Genomic DNA, 22927 nt, shown 5'->3' with positions numbered 1-22927 from the left:
CGGCGGGCTCAGCCCAGCAGTGCGAGGATCGCCTCGGTGCTGTCGGTCTCGCCCAGCCGCGGGAAGATCTTCTCCAGGCTGTTGCGGTGCGCCGCCTCGTCGAAGTCGGTGACGGCATCGGTGGCGATGGTGACGTGATAGCCGTGTTCATGGGCGGCGCGGGCGGTGGACTCGACGCCGATGCTGGTGGCGATGCCCGCCAGCACGATCTGGGTGACACCGCGGCGGCGCAGCTCCAGATCCAGGCTGGTGCCGTGGAAGGCGCCCCAGTGCTGCTTGCTGACGGTGATGTCGGTGGGCTGCCGGTCGAGTTCGGGCACGAGCTCGGCCCAGTCGGCGGGCGGCGTGGCGCCGCGCAGCGACGTTTCCGTACGGCCGGGGGCGCCGCCGGTGACATTCACCAGCACGACCGGCAGACCGCGCGCACGGAAGGCGGCGGCCAGCCGGACGCCCCGCCCGATGACCTCGTCGGAGGGGATCGGGGCGCCGGGCAGCGCGGCGATGCCCTTCTGGAGGTCGATCAGGACCAGGGCGGTCTGGGGGTCGAGGGTGGTGGCGGTCATCGGAAGCTCCAAAGGGTGGGGTGAACTTGCCTGGTGGGAAGGTGAGTTGAGGGACATGGTCAGGTTCCGGTACCTGTCCGCAGGGCGCGGTCGGTCACGGTGAGAAGGAACAGCACCGCACCGAGGGCGATGCCGGTCAGGGCGATGTGGTGCAGGCCGGAGTCGGTGGCCCGCTGCCCATACAGGAGGCCGATCAGGCTGGAGGCCGTGAGCGCGCCGAGGTACTGGGCGGTGCGCTGGAGTCCGGCGGCCGCGCCGACGCCGTCAGCAGGGGCCTGGGCGTAGACGGCGGCCTGATTGCCGGTGGACGCCAGCCCCTGCGGGATACCGATCAGCACCCCGGCGCACAGCAGCAGGGCCGGCGGACTGGTGCCGTGCAGGACGAGGAGCGCCGCACCGCCGGCCGTCAGACACACCGCCGTCAGGGTCAGCGGGGCGCGGATGCCCTTCGTGCGGGCGCCGGCGAGCGCGCAGAAGGCGGCCATTCCCGACATCGGCAGCATGATCAGCCCGGCGTGGAAGGACGAGTAGCCGTGCGCCTCTTCCAGCCACTGGCTGAAGCTGTAGAGCACGCAGTAGATGACGAGATACGTCAGTCCGTGGCGGAGGTAGGTGCGCAGCAGCCCGCCGTTGTGGGCGAGCATCCGCAGGTCGAGGAAGGGGGCCGGGTGCCGTAGCTGCCACCAGGCCAGCACGGCCGTCAGGACGGCGACGGGGGCCAGCAGCGGCCACTGGGGGTGCGCGAGGTCCCGCAGGAAGAACATCGTGGTGGTGAGCGTCCCGGCGAACAGTGCGATGCCCAGGGGGTCGAGGGCGGACGCGGCCGGGTCCCGGTCGGCGCGGGGGATCTTTTCGTCGCGGGGCAGCCAGGCCAGCCCGCACCCCAGTGTCAGCACCGCCAGCGGCACATTGATCCCGAAGACCGCACGCCAGCCCGCCGTCGCGGCGAGCAGGCCGCCGAGGGTGGGGCCGAGGGCGGCGCTGGCCAGCGCGGCGAGCGAGAGCCGCCCCAGGACGGTACGAGGGGTGGGCCGGCCCGTCCGTCGCGATTCGGCGCGCAGCATCGCCATCGCGGCGGGGTAGGCGGCGGCCGTCCCGAGGCCGAGCACGACCCGAGAGACGATCAGCAGGGTGAAGGTGGGGGCCAGCGCCCCGATGAGCCCCGCTGCGCAGACCGCCACCGCACCGGCGAGGAACACCCGGCGCGGACCGATGCGGTCTGCCAGCCGCCCCATCAAGGGCTGTCCCACCGCACTGGCGACATACATCGCGGACAGCAGCGAGGCGGTGCCGGCCGGCCCGACGTGGAAGGTGCGGCCGATGGTCACCAGCGCGGTGGCGATCATCGTGGAGTTGACCGGGTTGAGCAGGGAGCCGAGGAGTAACGGCGTCATGAAGCGGGCGCCGAAGGCCCGGTGCGGTGCGTTGTCGGGGGCCTGCCCGGCGGCGTCGGGCACGCCCGCGAGGCCGGCGGGGTCAAGGGAACGGCTCGGCCCGCTCATTGCTGCATCAGCCGTCGCAGCAGCTCGGTCGCCGTGGTGAGGGTGTGCTGTTCCTCGGGGGTCAGTCGCTCCGCGATGGCCACGGCGAGCCAGTTGTGCTTGGCCTGTCGTATGGCCGTGAGCGTCCGGCGCCCCTCCTCGGTGAGGGAGAAGACGACCTGCCGCCCGTCGGTCGGATGCGGGCTGCGGGAGAGGATCCCGCGCTCCTCCAGCGCGCCCACCGTCACCCGCATGGACTGCGGACGGACCAGCTCGGCACGGGCCAGTGCCGCGATGGTGGCCGGCCCGTCGGTGTCGATCCGGCTGAGTACCGCGCGCTGGGTGGGGCTGAGCTCGCCCTGCGGGGAGGCGGCGCGCAGCTGTCGCATCAGCAGGGCCACGGTCGCGCCCAGATCCGTTGCGAGGCGTTCCTGGTTCGTGTCGGGCATGGGGTGAGGATAAGTAGTCGACAGGGAAACTTGCAAGGCAATCTTGCAAGCTTGCCTGTTGTGTTTCCCTGGCTTGTTTTCGCGGGTGCCGGGGGAGCTTGTGCGCGGTCCGTAACCCGCCTGTAGCGCGGTGTCGCCCTCGTCGAAACATCGGCGGTGTGCGATGCGGACGAAGGCGAGAACTCCGGGCGAGGCGGGAGAGGCGAAGGCATGTCAGGGGCTCAACCCCGCGATGCAGTCCAGGAGTTCGCGTATTTCCTCACGGGCCTTGCCTGGCGGCTCGATCCGGAGACCGGGTGGTACGGCGTCTTCGCCCGGCGCGACCCAGACGGGCTGCGCGCCTGCCTGGAGGGGCGGGAGGTGCCGCCGTGGGATGTGGTGGAGTCGCTGCTGTACGACCTCGCGGAGCTGCCGGACGAACAGGGCGCGAGCGCCGCGGGCGCACGGGCCCGGCGGCTGCATGCACAGGCGGTCGCCGACGTCGATTCCCGTCCGGGCAGCCGCCCCGCGCTGGAGGAACGGCTGACGGCGATGGTGCGCGAGGAGCGGCGCACGGCGCAGCGGGCCCGCGAACTCCAGGAGGCCGCACGGACCGCGCACCCGCCGCAGGCGCGGCTTGCCGAGGATCTGGCCTGGGCGCGGGGCGACCATGCCCGCGCGGCCTCCCGGGCCGGTGAGCTGCGGGCCCGGCTGGAGGCGCTGGGGCAGGTCGAGACCCGCGTGCGGGAGCGGGCGGGACGGCGGAAGGCCAAGCGGCCCGCGCGTCCCCGCGGCGCCCGGTTCGCCGGGCTGGAGGTGACGGAGGAGGCGCCGGAGGAGGCGGCGGAAGCGGAGCAATCCGTGCACCTCCCCGCGCCGGCCGCCGCCCAGGGGGCCGGCCCGCGCGGCGCCCGCTTCGCTGGCGCCTGGGGAAAGAGGTCGGACGACGGCGGCGGCGGCCCCGCCGACTCCCCGCCGCCCGGGGCCGCCGCCCAGGACCGGGTCGCCGCCGCCACCGCCGTCTCCCGTCTGACCCGCCTCCGCGCCACCGGCGACGGCGGCCTCGCCTACGCCGAACTCTGCGCCGCCGCCCACCGCCCGGCGCCCGAACTCCCCCTGCTCATCGAGGAGTTGGAGCGTGCCGGACTCTCCTTCGACGTCCCCACCCTGCTGTGGGAAGCGGCCTGTCTGCCGCCCGACGGGCTTGCCGCGGCCGCCGATGCGCTGACCGCCGCGGACCGCGGTGCCGAGGGCGCCGCGCTGCTGCGGCAGGCCGTCTCCCGCCCCGTCGTGGAGGTGGCCCAGACCGCGCTCGCGCTGCTCGACCGGGACCGCGGCGCCCAGGCCCTGGAGCTGCTGGCCGCGCTCGTACGGTCCCGTACGCCCGAGGAGGCGGCCGCGGCGGAGGCGGTGGCACCGGACGCCCTCGGGCCCCTGCTGCTGGCGGCGGCCGAGAGCGTCTCCCCGCACCGCCACAGCGATATCGCCCACGCCCTGCGGACCGCCCACCGCTGAGCCTTAGGGCCTGTCCGGCCTGGACGCGCCGCGCTGGGAGATGGTCTTGCCACCGTGCGTGACGGGGCTTACGGTCACCTCCACACGCGTAGATCCCGCAGGTGCGGTGGCGCAGGTGTCGGCGTGGATCCCGCGTGGGCGCAGGCTGACGCAGCGACAAAGGAGCAGCTCATGGCCGATGTTGTGCGTGCCGCACTGGTCCAGGCGACCTGGACCGGCGACACCGAATCGATGATCGCGAAGCATGAGGAGTACGCCAGGACGGCGGCCGCGCAGGGCGCGAAGATCATCGGCTTCCAAGAGGTCTTCAACGCCCCGTACTTCTGCCAGGTCCAGGAGCCCGAGCACTACCGCTGGGCCGAGCCCGTACCCGACGGCCCGACCGTACGCCGGATGCAGGCGCTGGCCCGCGAGACCGGCATGGTCATCGTCGTCCCGGTCTTCGAGGTCGAACAGTCCGGCTTCTACTACAACACCGCGACCGTCATCGACGCCGACGGCACGGTCCTGGGCAGCTACCGCAAACACCACATCCCGCAGCTCAAGGGCTTCTGGGAGAAGTACTACTTCAAGCCGGGCAACATCGGCTGGCCGGTGTTCGACACGGCCGTCGGCAAAGTCGGTGTCTACATCTGCTACGACCGCCACTTCCCCGAGGGCTGGCGGCAGTTGGGCCTCAACGGCGCCCAGCTCGTCTACAACCCCTCCGCCACCTCCCGCGGCCTCTCCTCCCACCTGTGGAAGCTGGAACAGCCCGCGGCCGCCGTCGCCAACGAGTACTACATCGCCGCGATCAACCGCGTCGGCGTCGAGGAGTACGGCGACAACGACTTCTACGGCACCAGCTACTTCGTCGACCCGCGCGGCCAGTTCGTCGGCGACGTCGCCAGCGACTCCAAGGAGGAACTCCTCGTCCGCGACCTCGACTTCGGCCTGATCGACGAGGTCCGCCGGCAGTGGGCGTTCTACCGCGACCGCCGCCCCGACGCCTACGACGGGCTGGTGCAGCCGTGACCCACGTCCCCCATGAAACGCCGGGCCTGCACGCCCGCCACCAGGCCGTTCTGCCCTCCTGGCTCGGCCTGTACTACGACCGCCCCCTCGAACTCACCCACGGCGAGGGCCGCCACGTCTGGGACGCCGAGGGCAACCGCTACCTCGACTTCTTCGGCGGCATCCTCACCACCATGACGGCACACGCCCTGCCCGAGGTGACCAAGGCGGTCGCCGAGCAGGCCGGCCGCATCATTCACACCTCCACGCTCTACCTCTCCCGCCCCATGGTCGAGCTGGCGGAACGGATCGCCGCGCTCTCCCACATCCCTGACGCCCGGGTCTTCTTCACCACCTCCGGTACCGAGGCCACCGACACGGCCCTGCTGCTGGCCACCTGCTACCGCCGCTCCAACCAGATCCTGGCGATGCGCAACAGCTACCACGGCCGGTCCTTCTCCGCCGTCGGCGTCACCGGCAGCCGCAGCTGGTCGCCCACCAGCCTCTCGCCCCTCCAGACGCTCTACGTCCACGGCGGGGTCCGCGCCCGGGGCCCCTACGCCCACCTGAACGACCGTGACTACATCGCGGCCTGCGTCGCCGACCTGGAGGACATGCTCGACCAGACCGCGGGCGGGGTCGCCGCCCTGATCGCCGAACCGGTCCAGGGCGTCGGCGGCTTCACCGCGCCCCCCGACGGCCTCTACGCCGCCTTCCGCGAGGTCCTCGCCCGCCACGGCATCCTCTGGATCAGCGACGAGGTGCAGACCGGCTGGGGCCGCACCGGCGACCACTTCTGGGGCTGGCAGGCACACGCCGACAACGGCCCGCCGGACCTGCTGACCTTCGCCAAGGGCATCGGCAACGGCATGTCCCTCGGCGGCGTCGTCGCCCGCGCCGACGTCATGAACTCCCTCCCCGCGAACTCCATCTCCACCTTCGGCGGCAGCCCGGTCACCATGGCCGCGGGCCTCGCCAACCTCACCTACCTCCTCGAACACGACCTCCAGGGCAACGCCCGGCGCGTCGGCGGTCTGCTCATCGAGCGGCTGCGGGCCGTCGCGGCCGGACTCGACGTCGTACGGGAGGTCCGCGGCCGCGGCCTGATGATCGGCGTCGAACTGGTCCGCCCCGGCACCGGCGACCGCTCGCCCGAGGCCGCCTCCCTGGTCCTGGAGGCCGCCCGCGAACGCGGCCTCCTCGTCGGCAAGGGCGGCCAGGGCGGCGCCACCCTGCGGATCGCACCCCCGATGACCCTGACCGTCGCGGAGGCGGAAGAGGGCGCGGAACTCCTCGCCCAGGCGCTGGAGGAGGCACAGGGGAGGCTGGCGGGCTCGTAGCGGGGGCCGCTCCGCGGGGCGGGCACTTCGGCTGCCCGCCCGCTGCCGTTTTCCCGAGCGGGCGTGCCTAACGCCCGGCCATCACGTCCCGTACGGTGTCCGCCACCAGCGTGAAGAAGCCGGTGTGCGCCCGGCGGCTGCACGGCGCCTCCGGATTCCACGGCAGGATCCGCGCGCCGGCCTCCAGGGCGCGCCAGTGTTCGTCCGCCCGCAGCCGGTCGGGCCGGGCGGCATTCGCCCGGGCGTCCGCCAGCACGATGTCCGGCCGCATCCCGGCTGCCTCCGCCCAGCCGACCGTGGACCAGTTGGCACCGGACCCGGCGGCCGGTTCCAGCAGCTCGACGCCGTGCTCGCACAGCGCCCGCAGATCCGGCCAGGCGCCGGGCCGGGCCAGATGGACCCGCTCGCGGTCGCCGGGCGACAGCGCCAGCACCCGGGGCCGCACCGGCCCCCCGGTCGCCTGCCGCAGCACATCCTCCGCCGCGTCCAACTCCCGTGCGGTGCCGAGCGGTTCGCCCTTGCCCAGCGATCCGGCGAGCGCCGCGAACCGCTCCCGTACCTCGGCGAGCCCGCGCCCCGGCCCCACCGCCATGGCCGCCACCGGGACATGCGTCTCCAGCTCCAGCGCGGTCTTCGGATCGAGCCCGTAGATCTGCTCGCCGTCGTAGGTGACGGCGACCACCAGATCCGGCTCGGCCGCCAGCAGGGCGTCCGGGTGCAGCCCATGGCCCGAACCGAGATACGGGATGTCCGCGAGCGGCAGCTCGCCGGCCTTGGCCGGGTCGGGGGCACCGCCGTCGTGCTGGGACCCGAAGAGCCCCACGGGACGGATGCCGTGGTCCCACAGGGTGGCCCCCGCCTGTATGTACGCGACGATCCTCAACGGTCGGTCCCCGGCCACCGCCAGGCGCCCGCGGTCGTCGGAGAACTCCCACGGCGTGCTCTGCTCCATGACGTGTCGCCTTTCTGACGTCCGGTCTTCTGTGTTCGGCGTGCTGTGTCCGGTGTGGCGCTCCGGTCTTCCGTGTCGGTGTCGGTGTCGGTGTCGGTGTCCGGGCCCGGGTCCGGGTCCGGGTCCGGGTTCTGGGTCGGGTGTCCTCTCAGGGCGCGGGCCGTTCCGGCGTCCTCGTTCTGCCCGCCGCGGCACCCCCGCACCCCTCCGCGGCCGGTCTCCCACAAGCGGTGGCCCGCGCTCCGATCGCCACCGACGTTCAACCGTCCAGCTGATCGTCCCCGCAACACGGCCATCGCCGCTGATCAGCGGTCACGGTATTGCCACGGTGGGTGACATGCTTCTACGGTGTCTCCTTCTCGACCGGCATCTACGGGTGTAGACCAGCTATGACGTGGCGTCAGGTGGACGTCAGGTAGGGAGCAGCGATGACGAGCCGTACGGTCATCCGGGGCGGACTGGTGATCACCGCCGCCGACGAGATGCACGCCGACGTCCTGGTGGAGGAGGGCCGGATCGCCGCGCTCGCCGCCCACGGCAGCGCATCTGCGGAGAGCTGGAGCCGATCGACGGACCGCACCGTCGACGCCACCGGCAAGTACGTCATCCCGGGCGGCGTCGACGCCCACACCCATATGGACTTCCCGTTCGGCGGGACCGCCTCCTCCGACACCTTCGAGACCGGCACCCGCGCCGCTGCCTGGGGCGGCACCACCACCATCATCGACTTCGCCGTCCAGAGCCGCGGCCAGGCGCTGCGCCAGGGCCTGGACGCCTGGTACGCCAAGTCCGACGCCCAGTGCGCCATCGACTACGCGTTCCACATGATCCTCTCGGACGTCAACGAGAGCACGCTCAAGGAGATGGACCTCCTGGTGTCGGAGGGCGTCACCTCGTTCAAGCTGTTCACGGCCTACCCGGGCGTCTTCTACAGCGACGACGGCCAGATCCTGCGGGCGATGCAACGGGCCGCGGGCAACGGCGGGTTGATCATGATGCACGCCGAGAACGGCATCGCCATCGACGTCCTGGTCGAACAGGCGCTGGCCGAGGGCCGCACCGATCCCCGCTACCACGGCGAGGTCCGGCACGTCCTGCTGGAGGCCGAGGCCACCCACCGCACCATCCAGCTCGCGCGGGTCGCCGGCGCACCGCTCTACGTCGTCCACGTCTCCGCCGAGGAGGCCGTCGCCGAGATCGCCCAGGCCCGCCGCATGGGCCTGAACGTCTTCGGCGAAACCTGCCCCCAGTACCTCTTCCTGTCCACCGACAACCTCGCCGAGCCGGACTTCGAGGGCGCCAAGTACGTGTGCTCCACGCCGCTGCGGCCGCGCGAGCACCAGGCGGCGCTGTGGCGGGGGCTGCGGACCAACGACCTCCAGGTGGTCTCCACCGACCACTGCCCGTTCTGCTTCCAGGGGCAGAAGGAGCTGGGCCGGGGCGACTTCTCCAAGATCCCCAACGGTATGCCCGGGGTGGAGAACCGTATGGACCTCCTCCACCAGGGCGTCGTGGAAGGCCGGATCAGCCGTCGCCGCTGGATCGAGATCGCCTGCGCCACCCCGGCCCGGATGTTCGGCCTCTACCCGAAGAAGGGCACCCTCGCCCCCGGCTCCGACGCCGACATCGTCCTCTACGACCCCGCCGCCGAGCAGACCGTCTCCGCCGCCACCCACCACATGAACGTCGACTACTCGGCGTACGAGGGCAAACGGCTCACCGGCCGGGTGGAGACGGTCTTCTCCCGCGGTGAACTCGTCATCGACCAGGGCGAGTTCACCGGGCGCGCGGGCCACGGCCAGTACATCCCGCGCGGCACCTGCCAGTACCTCGCCTGAGGACCGGCGCGCGCTCCCCGCACCTCCGCCCGTACCCGCACCCCCTCGCACACCTAGGCACCCGTCCCGCACACCTACGCACCCCGCACCTCCGCACTTAAGGAGCGCCGCCGTGGACTTCGGAGTCGTCCTCCAGGCCGATCCGCCCGCCTCCGCCGTCGTCGACCTGATGCGCCGCGCCGAGCGCCAGGGATTCCGCTACGGCTGGACCTTCGACTCGGCCGTCCTGTGGCAGGAACCGTTCGTCATCTACAGCCGCATCCTGGAACACACCGAGCGTCTGATCGTCGGCCCGATGGTCACCAACCCCTCCACCCGCACCCCGGAGGTCACCGCCTCCACCTTCGCCACCCTCAACGACATGTACGGCAACCGCACCGTCTGCGGCATCGGGCGCGGCGACTCCGCGATGCGGGTGGCCGGACGGCCGCCCAACACCCTGGCCCGGCTGGGCGAGGCCATCGGCGTCATCCGCGATCTGGCCGAGGGCAGGGAGGCGGACCTCGGCGGCGGCCACCGGGTCCGCATCCCCTGGATCGAGAACGGCAAGCTGCCGGTGTGGATGGCCGCCTACGGACCCAAGGCCCTTGCGATGACAGGGCAGTTGGCGGACGGTTTCATCCTCCAGCTGGCCGACCCGTTCCTCACCGAGTGGATGATCAAGGCCGTACGGAAGGCCGCGGCCGACGCCGGACGCGATCCGTCCGCCGTCACGATCTGCGTCGCCGCTCCCGCCTATGTGGGCGACGACCTCGATCACGCCCGCGAACAGTGCCGCTGGTTCGGCGGCATGGTCGGCAACCACGTCGCCGACCTGGTCTCCCGCTACGGCGAACACTCCGGCATGGTCCCCGAGGAGCTGACCGAGTACATCAAGGCCCGCGAGGGGTACGACTACTCCCACCACGGCCGGGCGGACAACCCCGACACCGCCTTCGTCCCGGATGCCATCGTCGACCGCTTCTGCCTGCTCGGCCCGGCCGCCGCCCACCTCGACAAGCTGCACCGGCTCAAGGCGCTGGGCGTGGACCAGTTCGCCCTCTACGCCATGCACGACGCCAAGGAATCCACCCTCGACGCCTACGGGACGGAGATCATCCCCGCGTTCGCCGACTGAGCAGGGCGCCGACTGACCCGGGCAACGGGGGCAGCACGAGCCCGGGCCGCCGTTACCCGCGCCGCTCGGGGCCATGATCCGCGACCCTACGGCACCCGCGCGGTCCACTCCTCGGTGGCGAACTTCGTCCGCACCAGTTCCTCCGCGCGGGCCATCTCCTCCGCCGTGACGTCGCCGGTGGTCAGCCCGTAGCGGTTGCGGAAGGAAGCGATCATGTTCTCGATGACCTGCTCCCGCGCGAGGCCCGTCTGCCGGCGGAGCGGGTCGACGCGCTTCTTGGCGCTCTTGGTCCCCTTGTCGGACATCTTCTCCTTGCCGATGCGGAGCACCTCGAGCATCTTGGCGGCGTCGATGTCGTAGGACATCGTCACGTGATGGAGGACGGCTCCAGGGCCGCCATCAGGGCCGACCATGCGCTTCTGGGCGGCACCGGCAATCTTGCCGGCTTCGGTGGCGATGTCGTTCAGGGGCTGGTACCAGGCTTTGATGCCCATGTCGCCGAGTGCGCCCAGCACCCAGTCGTCGAGGTAGGCGTAGCTGTCGGCGAAGGAGAGGCCCGAGACCAGGGACTCCGGCACGGACAGGGAGTACGTGATCGTACTCATGGGCTCTACGAACATGGCCCCACCACCGGAAACCCGGCGAACCACGGTCATCCCGTGCTTCGCGGCCCCTTCGGGGTCCACCTCGTTCCGCAGGGACTGGAAGCTGCCGATCACCACGGAAGGCGAGGCCCACTCCCATACCCGTAGGGTCGGGGCTCGCCGCCCAGCGGCCACCTCGGTGGTGATCACCTCGTCCAGCGCCATGTGCAGGGCCGGTGCCTGCGGCTCCATGTGCACCAGCTGCCAGTCGTAGTCGTTCCATTCGGTCGCGTGGGCCAGAGCGCGCCGAACGGCGATGCCGACGCCCTCCGCTGTCAGCCCGAGCATCACGGTCGACTCCGGCAGCGCCGCCGTGATCCGGGCGGCCAGCCCTGAAGCGTCCGTTGATGAGGGTGAACCCTCAAGGGCTGTGTTGATCGAGAAAATCGCGTCGTCCGGCTCCAGGAAGAAGTCCCCGGCGACTCGCACGTTGCGCAGGACGCCTTCCTCGACATCCAGATCCACGACGACCAGCTTGCCGCCGGGCACCTTGTACTCGCCATGCACGGCTTCGTTTCCTTCCAGCGCGCGGTGTGTGTCCTGCGCCTGTTGCTCTGACATTCGGACAGATGCGCATATCACTCGGATTTCACCTTAATGCTTGCCCGTAGCGAGCGGATACGCGGCCCCAAGGGCACTGGAGGGGCGGGAGGGATGCCGAGCTGTTGTCCCGGTTGTTTCTTGTGGGGGAAAGCCCCGGCGCACAGGCCGACTTTTCCGATGCTTGAGCCCTTGGCCTGAGCGAAGGTGTGTCTTGTGTCCGCAGAGGCCGTGTGCGGGTGACTTCGTGTGGCCATTGAGCAGGTCGTCCGCTGTCGAACCGTGTTCGCGACGGTGACGGCAGCGCGTATTGCATTCCAGCCCCACCGGTTTACGCAGTTTTACGCAGTTCACTGCCTGGGTGTTGGTCGTGGAGCCGTCGGGCCGTCCGCGTCCGCTGTGGCAGGGTCGGACCATGCCCTTTGATCACAACGACCATTATCACCCTCTGCTGTTGAGCCGGCTGCCGCGGAATTGCGGTGCGGCCCTGGACGTCGGCTGTGGGACCGGTCGGTTCGCTCGTCGGCTCGCTCGCCTGGGGATAGAGGTCGATGCGATCGACCCGTCGGCAGAGGCCATCGCGGAGGCCCGCGCGCTGTCGGGGTGGATAGCCGGTGGCCAAAGCCCACGGCGGCGTCACGAAGGGGCCCCGCCTACTCCGGCGGCACCATCACACAGCCGCCCGGGTGATGTGATCCGGCTACCCGATCACACGGGTGTGACTGAGTAGCCGATCTGGCCCTATAGCGCTTGAGTTGGCCCGTCTGAGCATCGTGGTTGGCTCGCCGGGTGAGCCGTGACACGGTAGTTGGACCTGGTCACGAGAGGTGGAACCAGTGACTGAGCGCCTCGGGCAGGGCTCATGGGCTGGCTGCGGCTGTGTGTGGATGGGGCGGTGCGGAGGAACTGCGCAGGTCTGCCGTGGTGGCGCCCACCACAACGACGGCGCCGAGGCATAGCAGGCCACCGCTGACGAGGGCTGCTGCTCCCGAGGTGGCGTCTGCGACGAGACCGCCGCGCATGTTGCCGATGTCGGGTCCCGCTTGCCCGACGATCTGTTCGGCAGCGCTGACGCGGCCGAGTAGTTCGTGCGGGGTGTGCATCTGGACGACGGTGCTCCGGGAGACGACAGAGACGGTGTCGGCGGCGCCCGCTATGACGAGGAAGGCCAAACCGGCCCATGGGTTGGGCGAGAAGCCGAACAATGTCAACGCTGCGCCCCAGGTGGCGGATCCGCCAAGCATGGCCAGGCCGGGGCGGGGGAACCGGGTGAAGGTTCCGGAGAAGAGCGACGCCGCAACGCCGCCGACGGCGATGGCTGTGAGGAACAGTCCGAGAGTGCGGGGGTTGTCGCCGAACCGTTCGGCGTTGATCAAGGGGAACAGGCTGATGGGCATCGACAGCGCGGTGGTGGCCAGGTCTGTGAGCAGGGCCCCGCGAATGACGGGGGTGCGTGCCAGGAAGGCCAGACCGTCCCGCACTCCGCGCAGGCCGGGCCGTGCGGGCTCGTCCCCGGGGTCCATCTTCGGCAAGCCGAACGCACCGTAGAGCGCGGCGATGAAGGTCAGGGCGTCGATCAGGTAGCAGGCGCCGACTCCCAGCCCGCCCACGACCAGTCCGCTCAGTGCGGGACCGAGCAGCATGGCGCCCTGGAAGGCGATTCGTCTCAGCGCCAGACCCGCGGCCAGTTGGTGCTTGGGCAGGAGGTGCGGAATGAAGGTGCGCGAGGCGGGGCCGCTGCCTGCGCCGAAGCAGGACTGGAGTGCGACCAGCCCCAGAACGCCGGCGGCAGGAACCTGCCCGACGAAGCCCTGGAATGCGAGGAGGAGCGCACACACGGCCTGTCCGCCGATCGTGAGCAGGTAGAACTTCCGGCGGTCCACCCGGTCGACGAGCGAGCCGGCGAACAGCCCGAGCGCGACGAGGGGAATCGCCTGGGCCAGCCCGACGGCGCCTGTCCACGTGGTGCTCTTCGTCATCTGCCAGACCTGGAACATGACGGCGACGAGTGTCATCTGGCCGCCGAAACCGGACAGGGCCTGCCCGATCCACAACCGTCGGAACGGTGCTGATGACCGTAACGGAGTCACGTCGATCAGCGCGCGCTTCAGCACCATGCGGGATCCTCCGCCAGCTTCTCAGCGATCCGGTCGTGGAAGCTCTTGCGCTCCAGAGCCTGCTCGATATCGGCGACGACCTGGGAGAGCGGGTAGGGAATCTCCGCCTCCAGGTCAGCGACGGCAGCCTCGGTGGCCCGCCATTCCGCCGCCAGGCGATCCACGATGCGGCGGGCTTTGTCGGTGAGCGTCACCTTCCTGGTGCGCGCGTCGTCGCCCACGACGGTCTGCACCCAGCCGGCCTTGCGCATCGCGGCGACTTTCTGGCTGAGCGCCGAATGCGTGCGCTGAACCGACTCGGCCAGCTCCGCGATGGTCATGGGGCCACAGGCGTGGAGCCGGAGCAACTCCATGACGAAGCTGGGCTTGAGCCCGTCGATCTGCTGCTCGGAGTAGACCCGGGCAATGTCGGCGTCCATTGACGCCTGGAGCAGGCGCAGGGGGCGCCAGAGGCTCTGCCGCGTCGGGTCGAGTGCACGAGGGTCGGCCATGAGACGCATCATAACAGTGCTTATATAAGTGCTGTTGCTTCTGTTGCTTCTATTGCTTCTGTTGCGTCAGCGCCGGGCCGGCGATCGGTCCACGGCCGGGCCAACGATCGGTCCACGACATATGCGGTGAGGCGAGCGAGGCTGTGAGTGCGACGGCCTCGGGGTGGGTCACGAGTTCAATCCGCTGCCCAGGCTGGGGGTCGGTACGTGCCGCCTGTCCGAGGGCATGCCGGTGCTGGACTCGACCTTCCAGTTGATCTTGAAGCCCTGACGGGCGTCCGGGCTCACTCGGTGCTGTCGATGGCTCGGCGAGGATGCGGTAGACGGTGGCGACCGAGGTGACCCACCCCAGGTGACGGCGCTGAGGCGTGAGCGGGACGCTCGGCCCCTACGCGTGGGTGGGCTGCCCCGCGTTCGTGCCCGGGTCCGGGTCCGGGTCCGGGTCCGGGTCCGGCGATGAAGGGGCGACATGCCCCGAGTCGCACAACTCGGCGACGAGGCCGCGTGCGTAGTCCTCGTTCGTTTCCGGAATCGAGAACACCACCCGGAAATAGAGGGGAGCGACCACGTGATCCAGTACCCGCTCCAGTGGGGGTGCCCCCTCGCCCCGCCGGGCCGCGGCATCCAAGGCGGCGTGGAATCGGGCGCTGACCCGCTCCAAGCACTCGCGCAACCCGGCTCGTCGCTCATCCACGTCCGGTGCCACTTCGGCGCGGAAGAACGCCACGCCTCCCGGCCGGGACAGGTCGGTGAGTGTCCACAGGGCGGCCCGTTCGAGGTCCTTGCGCAGATCACCGAGCAGCTCCGGCGTCCCCTCGTCCTGGCGCTGGGCGGCCACGTCAGCCAGGAGGGCGGAGGTTGTCCCCCAACGGCGGTAGACGGAACTGGGGTTGACGCCGGCGCGGCGCGCCACCGCGGGGATGGTCACCTTCTCGGATCCGACTTCCTGTACCAGGTCCACGGTCGCCCGGTGCACGGCGGCGCGCACGCGGGCGCTCCGGCCGCCGGGGCGGCTGTCTTTGCTTTTGACGGGCATCCCCCCATCCTAAAGCATTGACTTGCGCTTTAGTGGTCGGGCCGCCTAGAGTTCTTAAAGCAGAGATCACCGCTTTAAGTGTCGCCCTAAGGAGAATCCGATGGCCCGGTACGACGTCCAGCACCAGCTCGGCAAGACGTTCCACGCCTATCTCGCCGCCCGCGACTGGGAGGGCATCCGGACCCTTCTCGCCGACGACGCCACCTGGACGCTCCCCGGTGACAACACCATCTCCGGTACGGCGGAAGGCGCCGAGGCGATCGTGGAGCGGGTGAAGAAGATCGCCTCCTACGGTGTCAACTTCAAGCTGCTGCACATCCTGGTCAGCCCCGAGAACATGGCCCTGTCCCTGCACAACACCGCCCGCCGGGGGGAGGTCCGGCTGGATGAGCACCTCTCCACCGTCTGCCGCCTTCGAGATGACAAGATCGCGAGCATGGAGACCTACCTGTCCGACGTCCCCGGCATGAACGCATTCTTCGTCTGAGCAGCGCTTCTCGGACGGCGTCCGCTGGTGTCGTTAGCCAGTGATGTTCGGCGGTTGCTTTTGGGTGGTCGGGGTCCTGGTTCCAGCGGGGGAGTGGGTCCGCTTGTGCGTTTTTCCTGCTGGACAGCCTGCGTGCGTCATGCAGTGTGTGGCGGAGGGGGCTGGTGGACATGGCGGAGGGTGCTGGCTCGGCTGGTGACCACCGGCCCGCCGCCGAACTCCGGCCATCGCATCAATCGAGCAACTACGGCCTCGCGGCCGGGAGTTCGCCGGAGGTGCGTCCGGCAGAGGAAAGGCTCGCCGACACGCAGGGTCAATACCCGGCGGGCCAACCGCGACGCTCGGCCGCCCCCTCCTGCCACGGCCGCACGATCGACGCGGACACCCTCGGCCTGCCCCGGGGCATATGGGTGTGGGGGCCGGTGACGACGTGGTGGCAGCCGTCTTGGGTGAAGGCTGACGCGCAGCCCAGGGGCGCGACGCACGGAGCGCGCGCCTCAACCGTCCAGTGGCTCACCCATTCAGTGCCTCAACCGCCCCGTGCCTCAACCGTCCAGCGAAGGAGGGCTGTCGAGCGTGGGCCGGATCGCGCGTTCGGCTCCTTCCGGGTACGTGAAACCGTAGGTGTCGGCCACTTCGTGGGCGAGTTCCGCGAACAGGTCGGCGGTGGCCCGGGCGGCCCGCAGTGCGTCGTGTGGGTCGAAGCCGCCGAAGATCTCGTCCAGGCGCTCCCATACGCCGGGAGCGGCCCATACGCGCATCCGGGTGCCGAGGTGCCAGACGTCGTGCCCGGCGCCGTGACGGCTCTGGGCGTGCCACTCGATCATCGTCTGGAGCAGTTCCTTGGTGGTCCAGTCGCGGGCCTTGACGACCCAGAGCTCGCCGCGGGCGGCGTAGCGCGGCAGATGCGCGATCTCGTGCCAGAACTCCGCGCACACGTCGTGGAAGTCGCCGGCGTCGGGGAGTTCGGCCTTCGGGGCGGCTCCGGTGGGCGCGGGCAGACGGGCCGCGGCACCGTCGCGGTCGAACAGCACCTCGTATCCGCGCTCGTGCAGTTCGTCGAGGCCGTTGTCGGCAAGCGTGGCCAGCCGTTCCGCGGCCATCACCTGGAAGTCGGCTTTGAGTCCCCCGTCGAAAAACACCAGGCACGCCGGGTTGTCCCAGGGGCCCTCCAGGTCCACGGCCACGGCGACGGTGCCGAGTTCGCCGAGCCAGTCGTCGCCGTTCTCGTAGCGCCCGGGGTCGGTGGTGTAGAGCTCGATGTCGTGGTCGGACAGGGCATCGACCGTGCCGTCGCGGCGAGCGCGCGAGCCGGTGCGCAGGACTGCCGCAATATCGGGACGGGCGGAAGCCCAGTCGAGCAGGCGGGCGATGAAGGCGTCGTGCATGGTTTCCTCGTACGGTTTTCTCGAAAGCGGTGGGCTCAAAGTGTGCCCGGGGCCTCGTGCTTGGGTGGCGCTTGGGTGGTGCTTGGGTGCCCTGGTGTCTAGTGGTCGGCGCCGTAAATCCTTCGTGGGTTGTTCACGCTGCCGGTGCGACAGAGCAGCAGCGACGCACGGTCGACGCCGACATGAACGGGGCGATGCCCCGGCGGGCGGCCTCGCGGGCCAGTTGCGGGCACGACCAGCGTGAGAGCGGTACTTCACTCTCGGCAGGCAGGCAGGCAGGCAGGCAGGCAGGCAGGCAGGCAGGCAGCCGGCAGGCCAGCGCCTTGACCTCGGCGGCTTGCAGCGGTGTGAACGAGGCGAGACGCGGGCGGCGTTGACGGTCCTTGAGCCCGGGCAGGCCCGCCTGGGCGAACCGGCCACGCCAGCGGTGCAGGGTGTCCACATGCAGCCCCGTCTCCCGGGCGATGCATGCGTGGGAGCGGTGTCCCTGCGCGGCGTGCAGCACCACCTGTGCACGCATCCGCAGCCGGTGCTCGGTCTTGTGGCCGTAGGCCATCTTCTTCAACCGCACGCGTTCGGCGGCACTCGGGGCCATCGGACAGGGGTGCGGACGGGCATGGCGGGCGAACCGATCGGCCGAAGTGGCTCACTGGTACCCGCAACCTGGCCCGCCCGTCACCGCCCCAGCCCCCGCAATGACCGGTGCACGAGGCCACTTGGACAGGGAAAACGCAACTTCGACATGGCCCGCAAAGGCAGCTACCTTCACCTGGTCTTCGGCGATCGCCCCCGGTCGCACAGGAGTTCACAGGAGTTCCTTCAGGCTGAGCCACCCGCGACGGGATGAGTCGGTCACGCCCCACGAACCCTCGCCCCGATGCGTAGGCCACCGAACCGGGTCCACACCAGGCACCCCCAACCAGGGAGAGACGCATGCCCCATCTTGCTCTGTACACATTCGGCGTCCTGAAGTCACCTCTCGCCGATCCCGCACCTCTCACGCGCGAGTTCTACGACATTGGTGAGGCCGTCTACCAGAAGATCAGTCAGCACCCCGGATACCTTGCGCATGCTGAAGCGGCAGACGGCAACCGGGGCTCACACTTCGACTTGGACTGGGGTGCATGGGGAGAGTTCACCGTACCGACCTGGTACGGCAAGGGCCGTACGGCGGAAACCACCGCCCTGGCCGCGACCCTCTCACTCTGGACCGACCTGCGCCCCGCCTTCGACGCCATCTACACCGGTCTGCACCGTGAGGCGCTGAACAGGCGTTACGACTGGTTCGAGAGGGCAGAACACCCGAATTACGTGTTCTGGTGGGCCCCCGACGACGTGATACCCACCTGGCAGGACGGGGTTTCCAGGCTGGAACACCTCCACGACCACGGCTCCGCGCCGCACGCCTTCACCTTCCACCACTCATTCACCCCGGACGGAACTCCGACCAGGGTCAAAGGCATCGGGCCGAAGAGCGACCAGGTTCGCTGACAAGGAAGCCTGATCGACTGGGTTCGCCGTCAAACGCCCTACCCTTCAAGCAGGTTCGATCGGGCATGAGCGGCAGCCCCGGGACACCGGGGCCGCTGCTCGCCCTCGCTGCTGATGAAGAGCTGCGATCAGGATCGCTACAGTACGGGCGTGCAGGTGGGCACCCGGTCGGGCAGGCGACAGAGGACGGGGACGTCCGGTCGTATCCCGTTTCCGTGGACTTCTCCACCGGGCCCGCCCGCTGACCTGGCAGACCTCTCCGGGCCCGTGGGGCGACAGCCCCATGTTCGTCCCCGTGTTGGAGGGCCTGCGGATCCAGCGGCACGGGCCGGGCCGACCCCGCAGCCGACCGGATCGCGTCCGCGGTGACAAGGCGTACTCCAGCTACGACAACCGTGCTTATCTGCGACGGCGGGCATCAAGGCGACCATCGCCCAGCCCGATGACCAGCGCGCCAAGCGCAAGCGAAAGGGCCGGTCCGGCGGACGTCCTCCGGCCTTCGACAGGACCCAGTACCCCCACCGCAGTGCCGTCGAACGATGCGTCAGCAAGTGGCAGCAGTACCGTGTAGTGGCCGGCAGATACGACAAGCGCGACTACATCTTCAACGGCACCCTGGCCGTTGCAACGATCGTCATCTGGCTACGCGCAACCGTCCAAGAACCATCAGAAACAGCCCTGGCTCTCATATGGCGCAGCCTGGGCGCTTACCACGGCCCGACGTTGGGGTTCTCTATCCTGCCGTAATGACATGGCTGCGACGCTTGCCCGCTACGACCGTGTATGTGGGTTTGCTGCTGGCCACTGCCGGGTGGATGGCCTCGCAGTCCGTGCGAGAGCAGGCCCGCTTCATCCGGCACAACAGCAGTAATGTGCACCACCTTGAAGTCGGCAAGTGGTGGACGCTCTTCACCAGCGGGCTGATGGTGGACGGAGTCCCCATTCTGCTCGGGATAGGTGCCGTAGCTGCCGTACTCGGGATGGCGGAGTGGCGGTGGGGGACCCTGCGCGGGTTCGGGATCTTCCTCTTCGGCCACGTCGTGGCGACGCTCCTCACCGAGGGTGCCATGTGGCTGATGAAGCTCGCCCACCTGCCGGGCGCCCTGTCCAGGGCCCGTGATGTCGGGATCAGTTACGGGCTCGTGGCCACCGCCTCCTGCCTGTTGGCGCTCAGCGGACGGCGAGTCCGCCACTACGGAGTGCCCGCCCTTGCCGGTCTGCTCACGGTCGCGTGGATCATCAACCAGGAACTCGCCGACGCAGGCCACCTCGTAGCCTTGGGCCTGGGCATACTCGGCGCCCGCACCTCCTGGCTGCGTTTCGCCGCGCGGCACTGTTTCGTGCAGAAGGATCCGAGCTCAGCGACAACCCGCCAAGGTCACGCCATCCAAGTACGTCTGCCAGACCAAGAACTGATCCCCCCACCCCAGCAAGAGCCGTCAGAAACGCCCTAGACGACTAAGTCCGAAGTCCTGGTCAGTGGTCGTCAGCGATGAGAGTGGTCTGGTCAGTGGTGTGGTGTTGGCCCGGTTGTGCCAGATCGCGGCGATGAGGGCGAGGATGCGTTGTCCGTTGTCCGATGCGGGCCAGGACACCGGCGGGGGTCCTGGCTCCGTGGCGTTCGAGGTCGAGTTGGCCTTTGAGTGTGTCGTTGACGGGCTCGATGAGCTGCCGGGTCGGTTTGAGCAGGTGTTCGCCCGGGCGGTGGCGGTGGCGGTGGCGGTGAAAGGCTGCGCTCACAGCTCAGGGCACAGCCCCGCCCAGGCGGTCGGCATGCTGGTTCGGGTGCTGCGTTCAGTCGGTCTTCCGGGTGTAGGTGACATGGTCGACCAGGCGTTCCTGCTGGCCGGGCGGGGTGAAGTAGAGGTCGGCGGTGTGCCGGTCGGGGGAGTCGATCCTGAAGACGGTGCGCAATCGGGATGGTCTTGCCAAGGTACTCAGGGCCGAGGATGCCCGGGTCGGTGAATTCGCCGGGGATGGAGATCTCGGAGGCGCTGCCGCTGTCGGGTGCGCCGCGGTAGGTCATCGCGGTGGGCGTGACGCTGTCGAACGTGGTCCATTCGTAGCGGCGGTCGATGTTGGAGTAGCCCATGATGCCCAGGCGGTAGTACGGGTGGCCGGCCAGCGTCCCCTGGGTCTGCTCCTTCAGGAAACGCCCTCCGGTCTTCTTGATCCACTGGACACGTACGGTGATGTCGTGGGAGACGACCGGTTTGCCGTCCTTGCCCAGGAGGTAGTTGACCTTGGTGGCTTTCCAGTGCCGACCAGGGGGTCGAGGAGCCGGTGGTGCGGTCCTGGCGTCAGATTGTCGCCCGGCGGGGCCGAACTCGCGGAGGCGGCGGGCGCGGTATGACCCGTCGCGGCCGAGGCCCCGAGGGTGCTGGCCAGGCCAATGACCACCGCGAGTGCCGCTGCCGGTAGATATCTGTTCCTGACGTACCTGTTCCTGACCATCCGCTTCTCCCTGGTCGTGATCGTCGAATGACCCGTGAGCCGGCACCCTGTCTCCGGCCAGGGGCGAGCCGCGGCCGAATCGGTCACAAGAGTTCGCGCGTGAGCTGCGCTTCGTCTTCGATCAGGAGGCGGCCAGGCCGTCCAGCAACCGAGGCAGCGCGCTGCCGATCGGCTCGCGGACCACCTGGTCGGCGCGGTCGTCGTACGGCGTCGGCTCGGCGTTGACGATGATCAGCCGGGCGCCGTGGTCGGCCGCCACCCCGGCGAGCGAGGCGGCGGGCTGGACCTGGAGCGTGGTGCCCACCGCGAGAAAGATCTCGGCGGCCTTGGCCACGCCCAGCGCCGTACCGAGCACCTGCGGATCCAATCGCTCCCCGAACATCACCGTCGCGGACTTCAGGATCCCGCCGCAGACGAGACACGCGGGTTCCGGTTCGCCCGCCACCACCCGCTCCAGCGCCTCCTCCATGGCCGACCGGGCATGACAGCGGGTGCAGGTGACGGCGCGCACCGTGCCGTGCAGTTCCAGGACCTTGCGTGCGGGCATTCCGGCGAGCTGGTGCAGCCCGTCGACGTTCTGGGTGATCACCCGCACCGGCGTCCCGGACCGCTCCAGTCGCGCCACCGCCTCGTGCGCGGCATTCGGCCGGGCCCGGAACGCCGGGCTCTCCAGCCGCATCCGCCACGACCGCCGCCGGATCTCCGGATCGGCCATATACGCGTCGTAGGTGACCAGCTTCTCGGCCTCCGGGTTGCGCCGCCACAGCCCGTTCGGACCGCGGTAATCCGGAATCCCGGAGTCGGTGGAGATCCCGGCACCGCTCAGGATCGCGACGAGGGGGCGGCGGGGTGCCGGGACGGGGGTCGAGGTGTGGTCGGTGCCGGTCATGGCGCGAGCGTACGCAGACGGGGTGTCTGCCGTCCTGTCAGTTTCCGGTGTCGGGGTGCCAGCCGGGGGCGTGGTGATGGGCGAGCGCGTCCCAGGCGTCCGAGCCGCCGGGCAGGGGCCAGGAGCGGGTGAGGTCCGGGGCGGCCTCGAGAGCGTGCAGCTGATTGCCCAGTTGGCGGCTCGCCGCACCGGCGAGCATCGTCGCCGGCGCATCGCCGTCCGCGTAGGCGCGTTCCAGTGCTGCGAGGCGTGCCTCGTAGTGGCGGATGATCGGCTGAGCCATCCACGTCACCCACCGCTCCGACGACTCGCGGGCGAGGGCGAGAACGGCCGGACGGCCGCCCTCGGAGAGCGCTGCGGCGAGCCGGTCGTGCCCGTCCACCAGCACCAGCGAGTTGAGGCCGCCGACCCACCAGACCAGGACGGGCGGCAGTACGCCTTCGCGGTACTGGCGGCGGTAGGACTTCACCCGCGGCGCGTCCGGCGCGGACAGCGGACGCAGCGGCAGGAGGTCGCGGCGGTCCTCGTCGGGATCGCCGTAGCCGAACCACGTGATGTGGCCGACGGCCGGATCGTGGTGCGGCAGCCGCTCCCAGTTCTCGGCCAGGTCCCACCCGGACGGCATACCGCGCGTCAGTTGCCAATCGCCTTGATGCAGCGGCCCGTTGGTGCTGTCCCGCAGCCCGTCCGCGAAGTGGTTCGCCCACCGCGCGAACCAGGCGTCGTCATCGTCCGGGCACGCCTCCCGGTGCTTACGGGCGAGGTCGGCGCGCAGCGGTGGCAGCGGGGATGCGTACCGCCCGGTGCGGACGTAGTACACCCCGCGACGCGTGACCCGCTGCCGCGCCAGCAGCACGACCCGATCCCCCTGCTCACCGTCTTGGAGCAGTACGAGCCGCCCTCCGTCGGCGACCTCCCAGCGCAGCGGCGGACGCGCCGGACCCTCGACGTTCAGGGCGAGCCCGTCCCAGGGGACTCCTTGGGCGCCTCGGGGGAGCGTGGTGCGCTGCATGGCCATGGGGGAGAGCCTATAAACAGGCGCCGACCCCGGCCCCCGGCCCCGGAGGTATGGCTCCGGCCCCTGCCCTGGCCCCAGCCCCGTCCCGTGGTCGCCGCGGCACCCGGCGTTCACCTGTGGTCCAGCCGCAGTGTCAGTGGCCCGT

20 protein-coding genes and 3 pseudogenes are annotated in these 22927 nt (G+C 70.1%); 9 read left to right on the top strand and 14 right to left on the bottom strand.

Translation table 11 applies throughout. The features are described 5' to 3' along the window. Positions 1 to 8 precede the first annotated feature (8 nt). From SNA_RS27410 to SNA_RS27400, 3 genes are read right to left on the bottom strand one after another with little or no spacing between them, the layout of a single operon-like run. A complete protein-coding gene (locus SNA_RS27410) occupies positions 9 to 563 on the bottom strand; it encodes an isochorismatase family protein (protein ID WP_030067756.1) in 555 nt (184 codons plus the stop codon). A gap of 59 nt (positions 564 to 622) precedes the next feature. Then, entirely contained in the window at positions 623 to 2065 is a 1443-nt protein-coding gene (locus tag SNA_RS27405) for an MFS transporter (protein WP_241779859.1), read from the bottom strand. Then, a complete protein-coding gene (locus SNA_RS27400; RefSeq protein ID WP_030067754.1) occupies positions 2062 to 2493 on the bottom strand; it encodes a MarR family winged helix-turn-helix transcriptional regulator in 432 nt (143 codons plus the stop codon). The genes SNA_RS27405 and SNA_RS27400 overlap by 4 nt, the downstream gene beginning before the upstream one ends. 210 nt (positions 2494 to 2703) lie before the next feature. On the opposite strand from SNA_RS27400, the gene SNA_RS27395 reads away from it, so the two are divergent. The 3 genes from SNA_RS27395 (at position 2704) to SNA_RS27385 (ending at position 6320) form a co-directional block, all read left to right on the top strand. Beyond that, complete coding sequence (locus SNA_RS27395; RefSeq protein WP_044367115.1) at positions 2704 to 3987, top strand: hypothetical protein; 1284 nt, start codon at positions 2704 to 2706, stop codon at positions 3985 to 3987. A 171-nt stretch (positions 3988 to 4158) separates the two neighbouring features. Then, on the top strand, positions 4159 to 5001 hold the full coding sequence (locus SNA_RS27390) for a nitrilase-related carbon-nitrogen hydrolase (RefSeq protein ID WP_030067753.1): 843 nt from the start codon (positions 4159 to 4161) through the stop codon (positions 4999 to 5001). After that, positions 4998 to 6320: an aspartate aminotransferase family protein gene (locus SNA_RS27385; protein ID WP_044367114.1), complete on the top strand. Its 1323-nt coding sequence runs from the start codon at positions 4998 to 5000 to the stop codon at positions 6318 to 6320. Before SNA_RS27390 ends, SNA_RS27385 begins: the two co-directional genes overlap by 4 nt. Positions 6321 to 6387: 67 nt before the next feature. On the opposite strand, the gene SNA_RS27380 is transcribed toward SNA_RS27385, so the two are convergent. Continuing rightward, positions 6388 to 7272 carry a substrate-binding domain-containing protein gene (locus SNA_RS27380; protein ID WP_030067750.1) on the bottom strand — a complete coding sequence of 295 codons (885 nt, stop codon included), beginning with the start codon at positions 7270 to 7272 and terminating at the stop codon, positions 6388 to 6390. 428 nt (positions 7273 to 7700) lie between these two features. On the opposite strand from SNA_RS27380, the gene hydA reads away from it, so the two are divergent. Both hydA and SNA_RS27370 read left to right on the top strand, forming a co-directional pair. Then, positions 7701 to 9110 (top strand): dihydropyrimidinase, encoded by a 1410-nt coding sequence (gene hydA / locus SNA_RS27375; protein WP_030067749.1) that lies wholly within the window; start codon positions 7701 to 7703, stop codon positions 9108 to 9110. Between the two features lie 112 nt (positions 9111 to 9222). Next, the gene (locus SNA_RS27370) at positions 9223 to 10227 is read left to right on the top strand and encodes a TIGR03842 family LLM class F420-dependent oxidoreductase (RefSeq protein ID WP_030067748.1); all 1005 of its coding nucleotides are present in this window, start codon (positions 9223 to 9225) and stop codon (positions 10225 to 10227) included. An 86-nt stretch (positions 10228 to 10313) separates the two neighbouring features. Here SNA_RS27370 and SNA_RS27365 read toward each other — a convergent pair whose 3' ends face one another. Further along, on the bottom strand, positions 10314 to 11378 hold the full coding sequence (locus SNA_RS27365) for a lipoate-protein ligase LplAB (protein ID WP_030067747.1): 1065 nt from the start codon (positions 11376 to 11378) through the stop codon (positions 10314 to 10316). A gap of 448 nt (positions 11379 to 11826) precedes the next feature. Here SNA_RS27365 and SNA_RS40540 point away from each other — a divergent pair. Next, positions 11827 to 12042 (top strand): annotated as a pseudogene (locus SNA_RS40540) (class I SAM-dependent methyltransferase); the annotation flags it as partial. 229 nt (positions 12043 to 12271) lie between these two features. Here the strand turns inward: SNA_RS40540 and SNA_RS27360 are convergent. From SNA_RS27360 to SNA_RS27350, 3 genes are all read right to left on the bottom strand, one after another. After that, positions 12272 to 13528: an MFS transporter gene (locus SNA_RS27360; protein ID WP_030067746.1), complete on the bottom strand. Its 1257-nt coding sequence runs from the start codon at positions 13526 to 13528 to the stop codon at positions 12272 to 12274. Beyond that, entirely contained in the window at positions 13519 to 14019 is a 501-nt protein-coding gene (locus tag SNA_RS27355; protein ID WP_037791412.1) for a MarR family winged helix-turn-helix transcriptional regulator, read from the bottom strand. The genes SNA_RS27360 and SNA_RS27355 overlap by 10 nt, the downstream gene beginning before the upstream one ends. Before the next feature lie 388 nt (positions 14020 to 14407). Then, positions 14408 to 15055, bottom strand: coding sequence for a TetR/AcrR family transcriptional regulator (locus tag SNA_RS27350; RefSeq protein ID WP_078970229.1), 648 nt, complete (start codon positions 15053 to 15055; stop codon positions 14408 to 14410). A gap of 100 nt (positions 15056 to 15155) precedes the next feature. Between SNA_RS27350 and SNA_RS27345 the strand changes: the two genes are divergently transcribed. Next, positions 15156 to 15542: a nuclear transport factor 2 family protein gene (locus tag SNA_RS27345; protein ID WP_030067743.1), complete on the top strand. Its 387-nt coding sequence runs from the start codon at positions 15156 to 15158 to the stop codon at positions 15540 to 15542. A 545-nt stretch (positions 15543 to 16087) separates the two neighbouring features. On the opposite strand, the gene SNA_RS27340 is transcribed toward SNA_RS27345, so the two are convergent. Both SNA_RS27340 and SNA_RS27335 read right to left on the bottom strand, forming a co-directional pair. Further along, positions 16088 to 16930 carry an aminoglycoside 6-adenylyltransferase gene (locus tag SNA_RS27340; RefSeq protein WP_030067742.1) on the bottom strand — a complete coding sequence of 281 codons (843 nt, stop codon included), beginning with the start codon at positions 16928 to 16930 and terminating at the stop codon, positions 16088 to 16090. Positions 16931 to 17063: 133 nt separating this feature from the next. After that, positions 17064 to 17525: a helix-turn-helix domain-containing protein gene (locus tag SNA_RS27335; RefSeq protein ID WP_241779858.1), complete on the bottom strand. Its 462-nt coding sequence runs from the start codon at positions 17523 to 17525 to the stop codon at positions 17064 to 17066. A gap of 338 nt (positions 17526 to 17863) precedes the next feature. Between SNA_RS27335 and SNA_RS27330 the strand changes: the two genes are divergently transcribed. After that, entirely contained in the window at positions 17864 to 18421 is a 558-nt protein-coding gene (locus SNA_RS27330; protein WP_030067740.1) for a DUF3291 domain-containing protein, read from the top strand. 746 nt (positions 18422 to 19167) lie between these two features. Further along, positions 19168 to 19875 carry a rhomboid-like protein gene (locus SNA_RS27325; protein WP_338059822.1) on the top strand — a complete coding sequence of 236 codons (708 nt, stop codon included), beginning with the start codon at positions 19168 to 19170 and terminating at the stop codon, positions 19873 to 19875. Between the two features lie 22 nt (positions 19876 to 19897). On the opposite strand, the pseudogene SNA_RS44350 reads toward SNA_RS27325, so the two are convergent. The 4 genes and pseudogenes from SNA_RS44350 to SNA_RS27310 form a co-directional block, all read right to left on the bottom strand. Further along, positions 19898 to 20137 (bottom strand): annotated as a pseudogene (locus tag SNA_RS44350) (IS982 family transposase); the annotation flags it as partial. A 259-nt stretch (positions 20138 to 20396) separates the two neighbouring features. Continuing rightward, positions 20397 to 20651: pseudogene (locus SNA_RS45340) on the bottom strand (DUF1579 family protein); the annotation flags it as partial. A 345-nt stretch (positions 20652 to 20996) separates the two neighbouring features. Next, positions 20997 to 21764, bottom strand: a complete 768-nt coding sequence (locus SNA_RS27315; RefSeq protein ID WP_044367111.1) for an SIR2 family NAD-dependent protein deacylase — start codon at positions 21762 to 21764, stop codon at positions 20997 to 20999. 37 nt (positions 21765 to 21801) lie between these two features. Then, on the bottom strand, positions 21802 to 22782 hold the full coding sequence (locus tag SNA_RS27310) for a hypothetical protein (RefSeq protein ID WP_052808998.1): 981 nt from the start codon (positions 22780 to 22782) through the stop codon (positions 21802 to 21804). Positions 22783 to 22927 lie beyond the last annotated feature (145 nt).

This window comes from Streptomyces natalensis ATCC 27448, assembly GCF_000935125.1.
Classification (GTDB): domain Bacteria; phylum Actinomycetota; class Actinomycetes; order Streptomycetales; family Streptomycetaceae; genus Streptomyces; species Streptomyces natalensis.
This window is presented reverse-complemented; position numbering and strand designations above follow the sequence as displayed.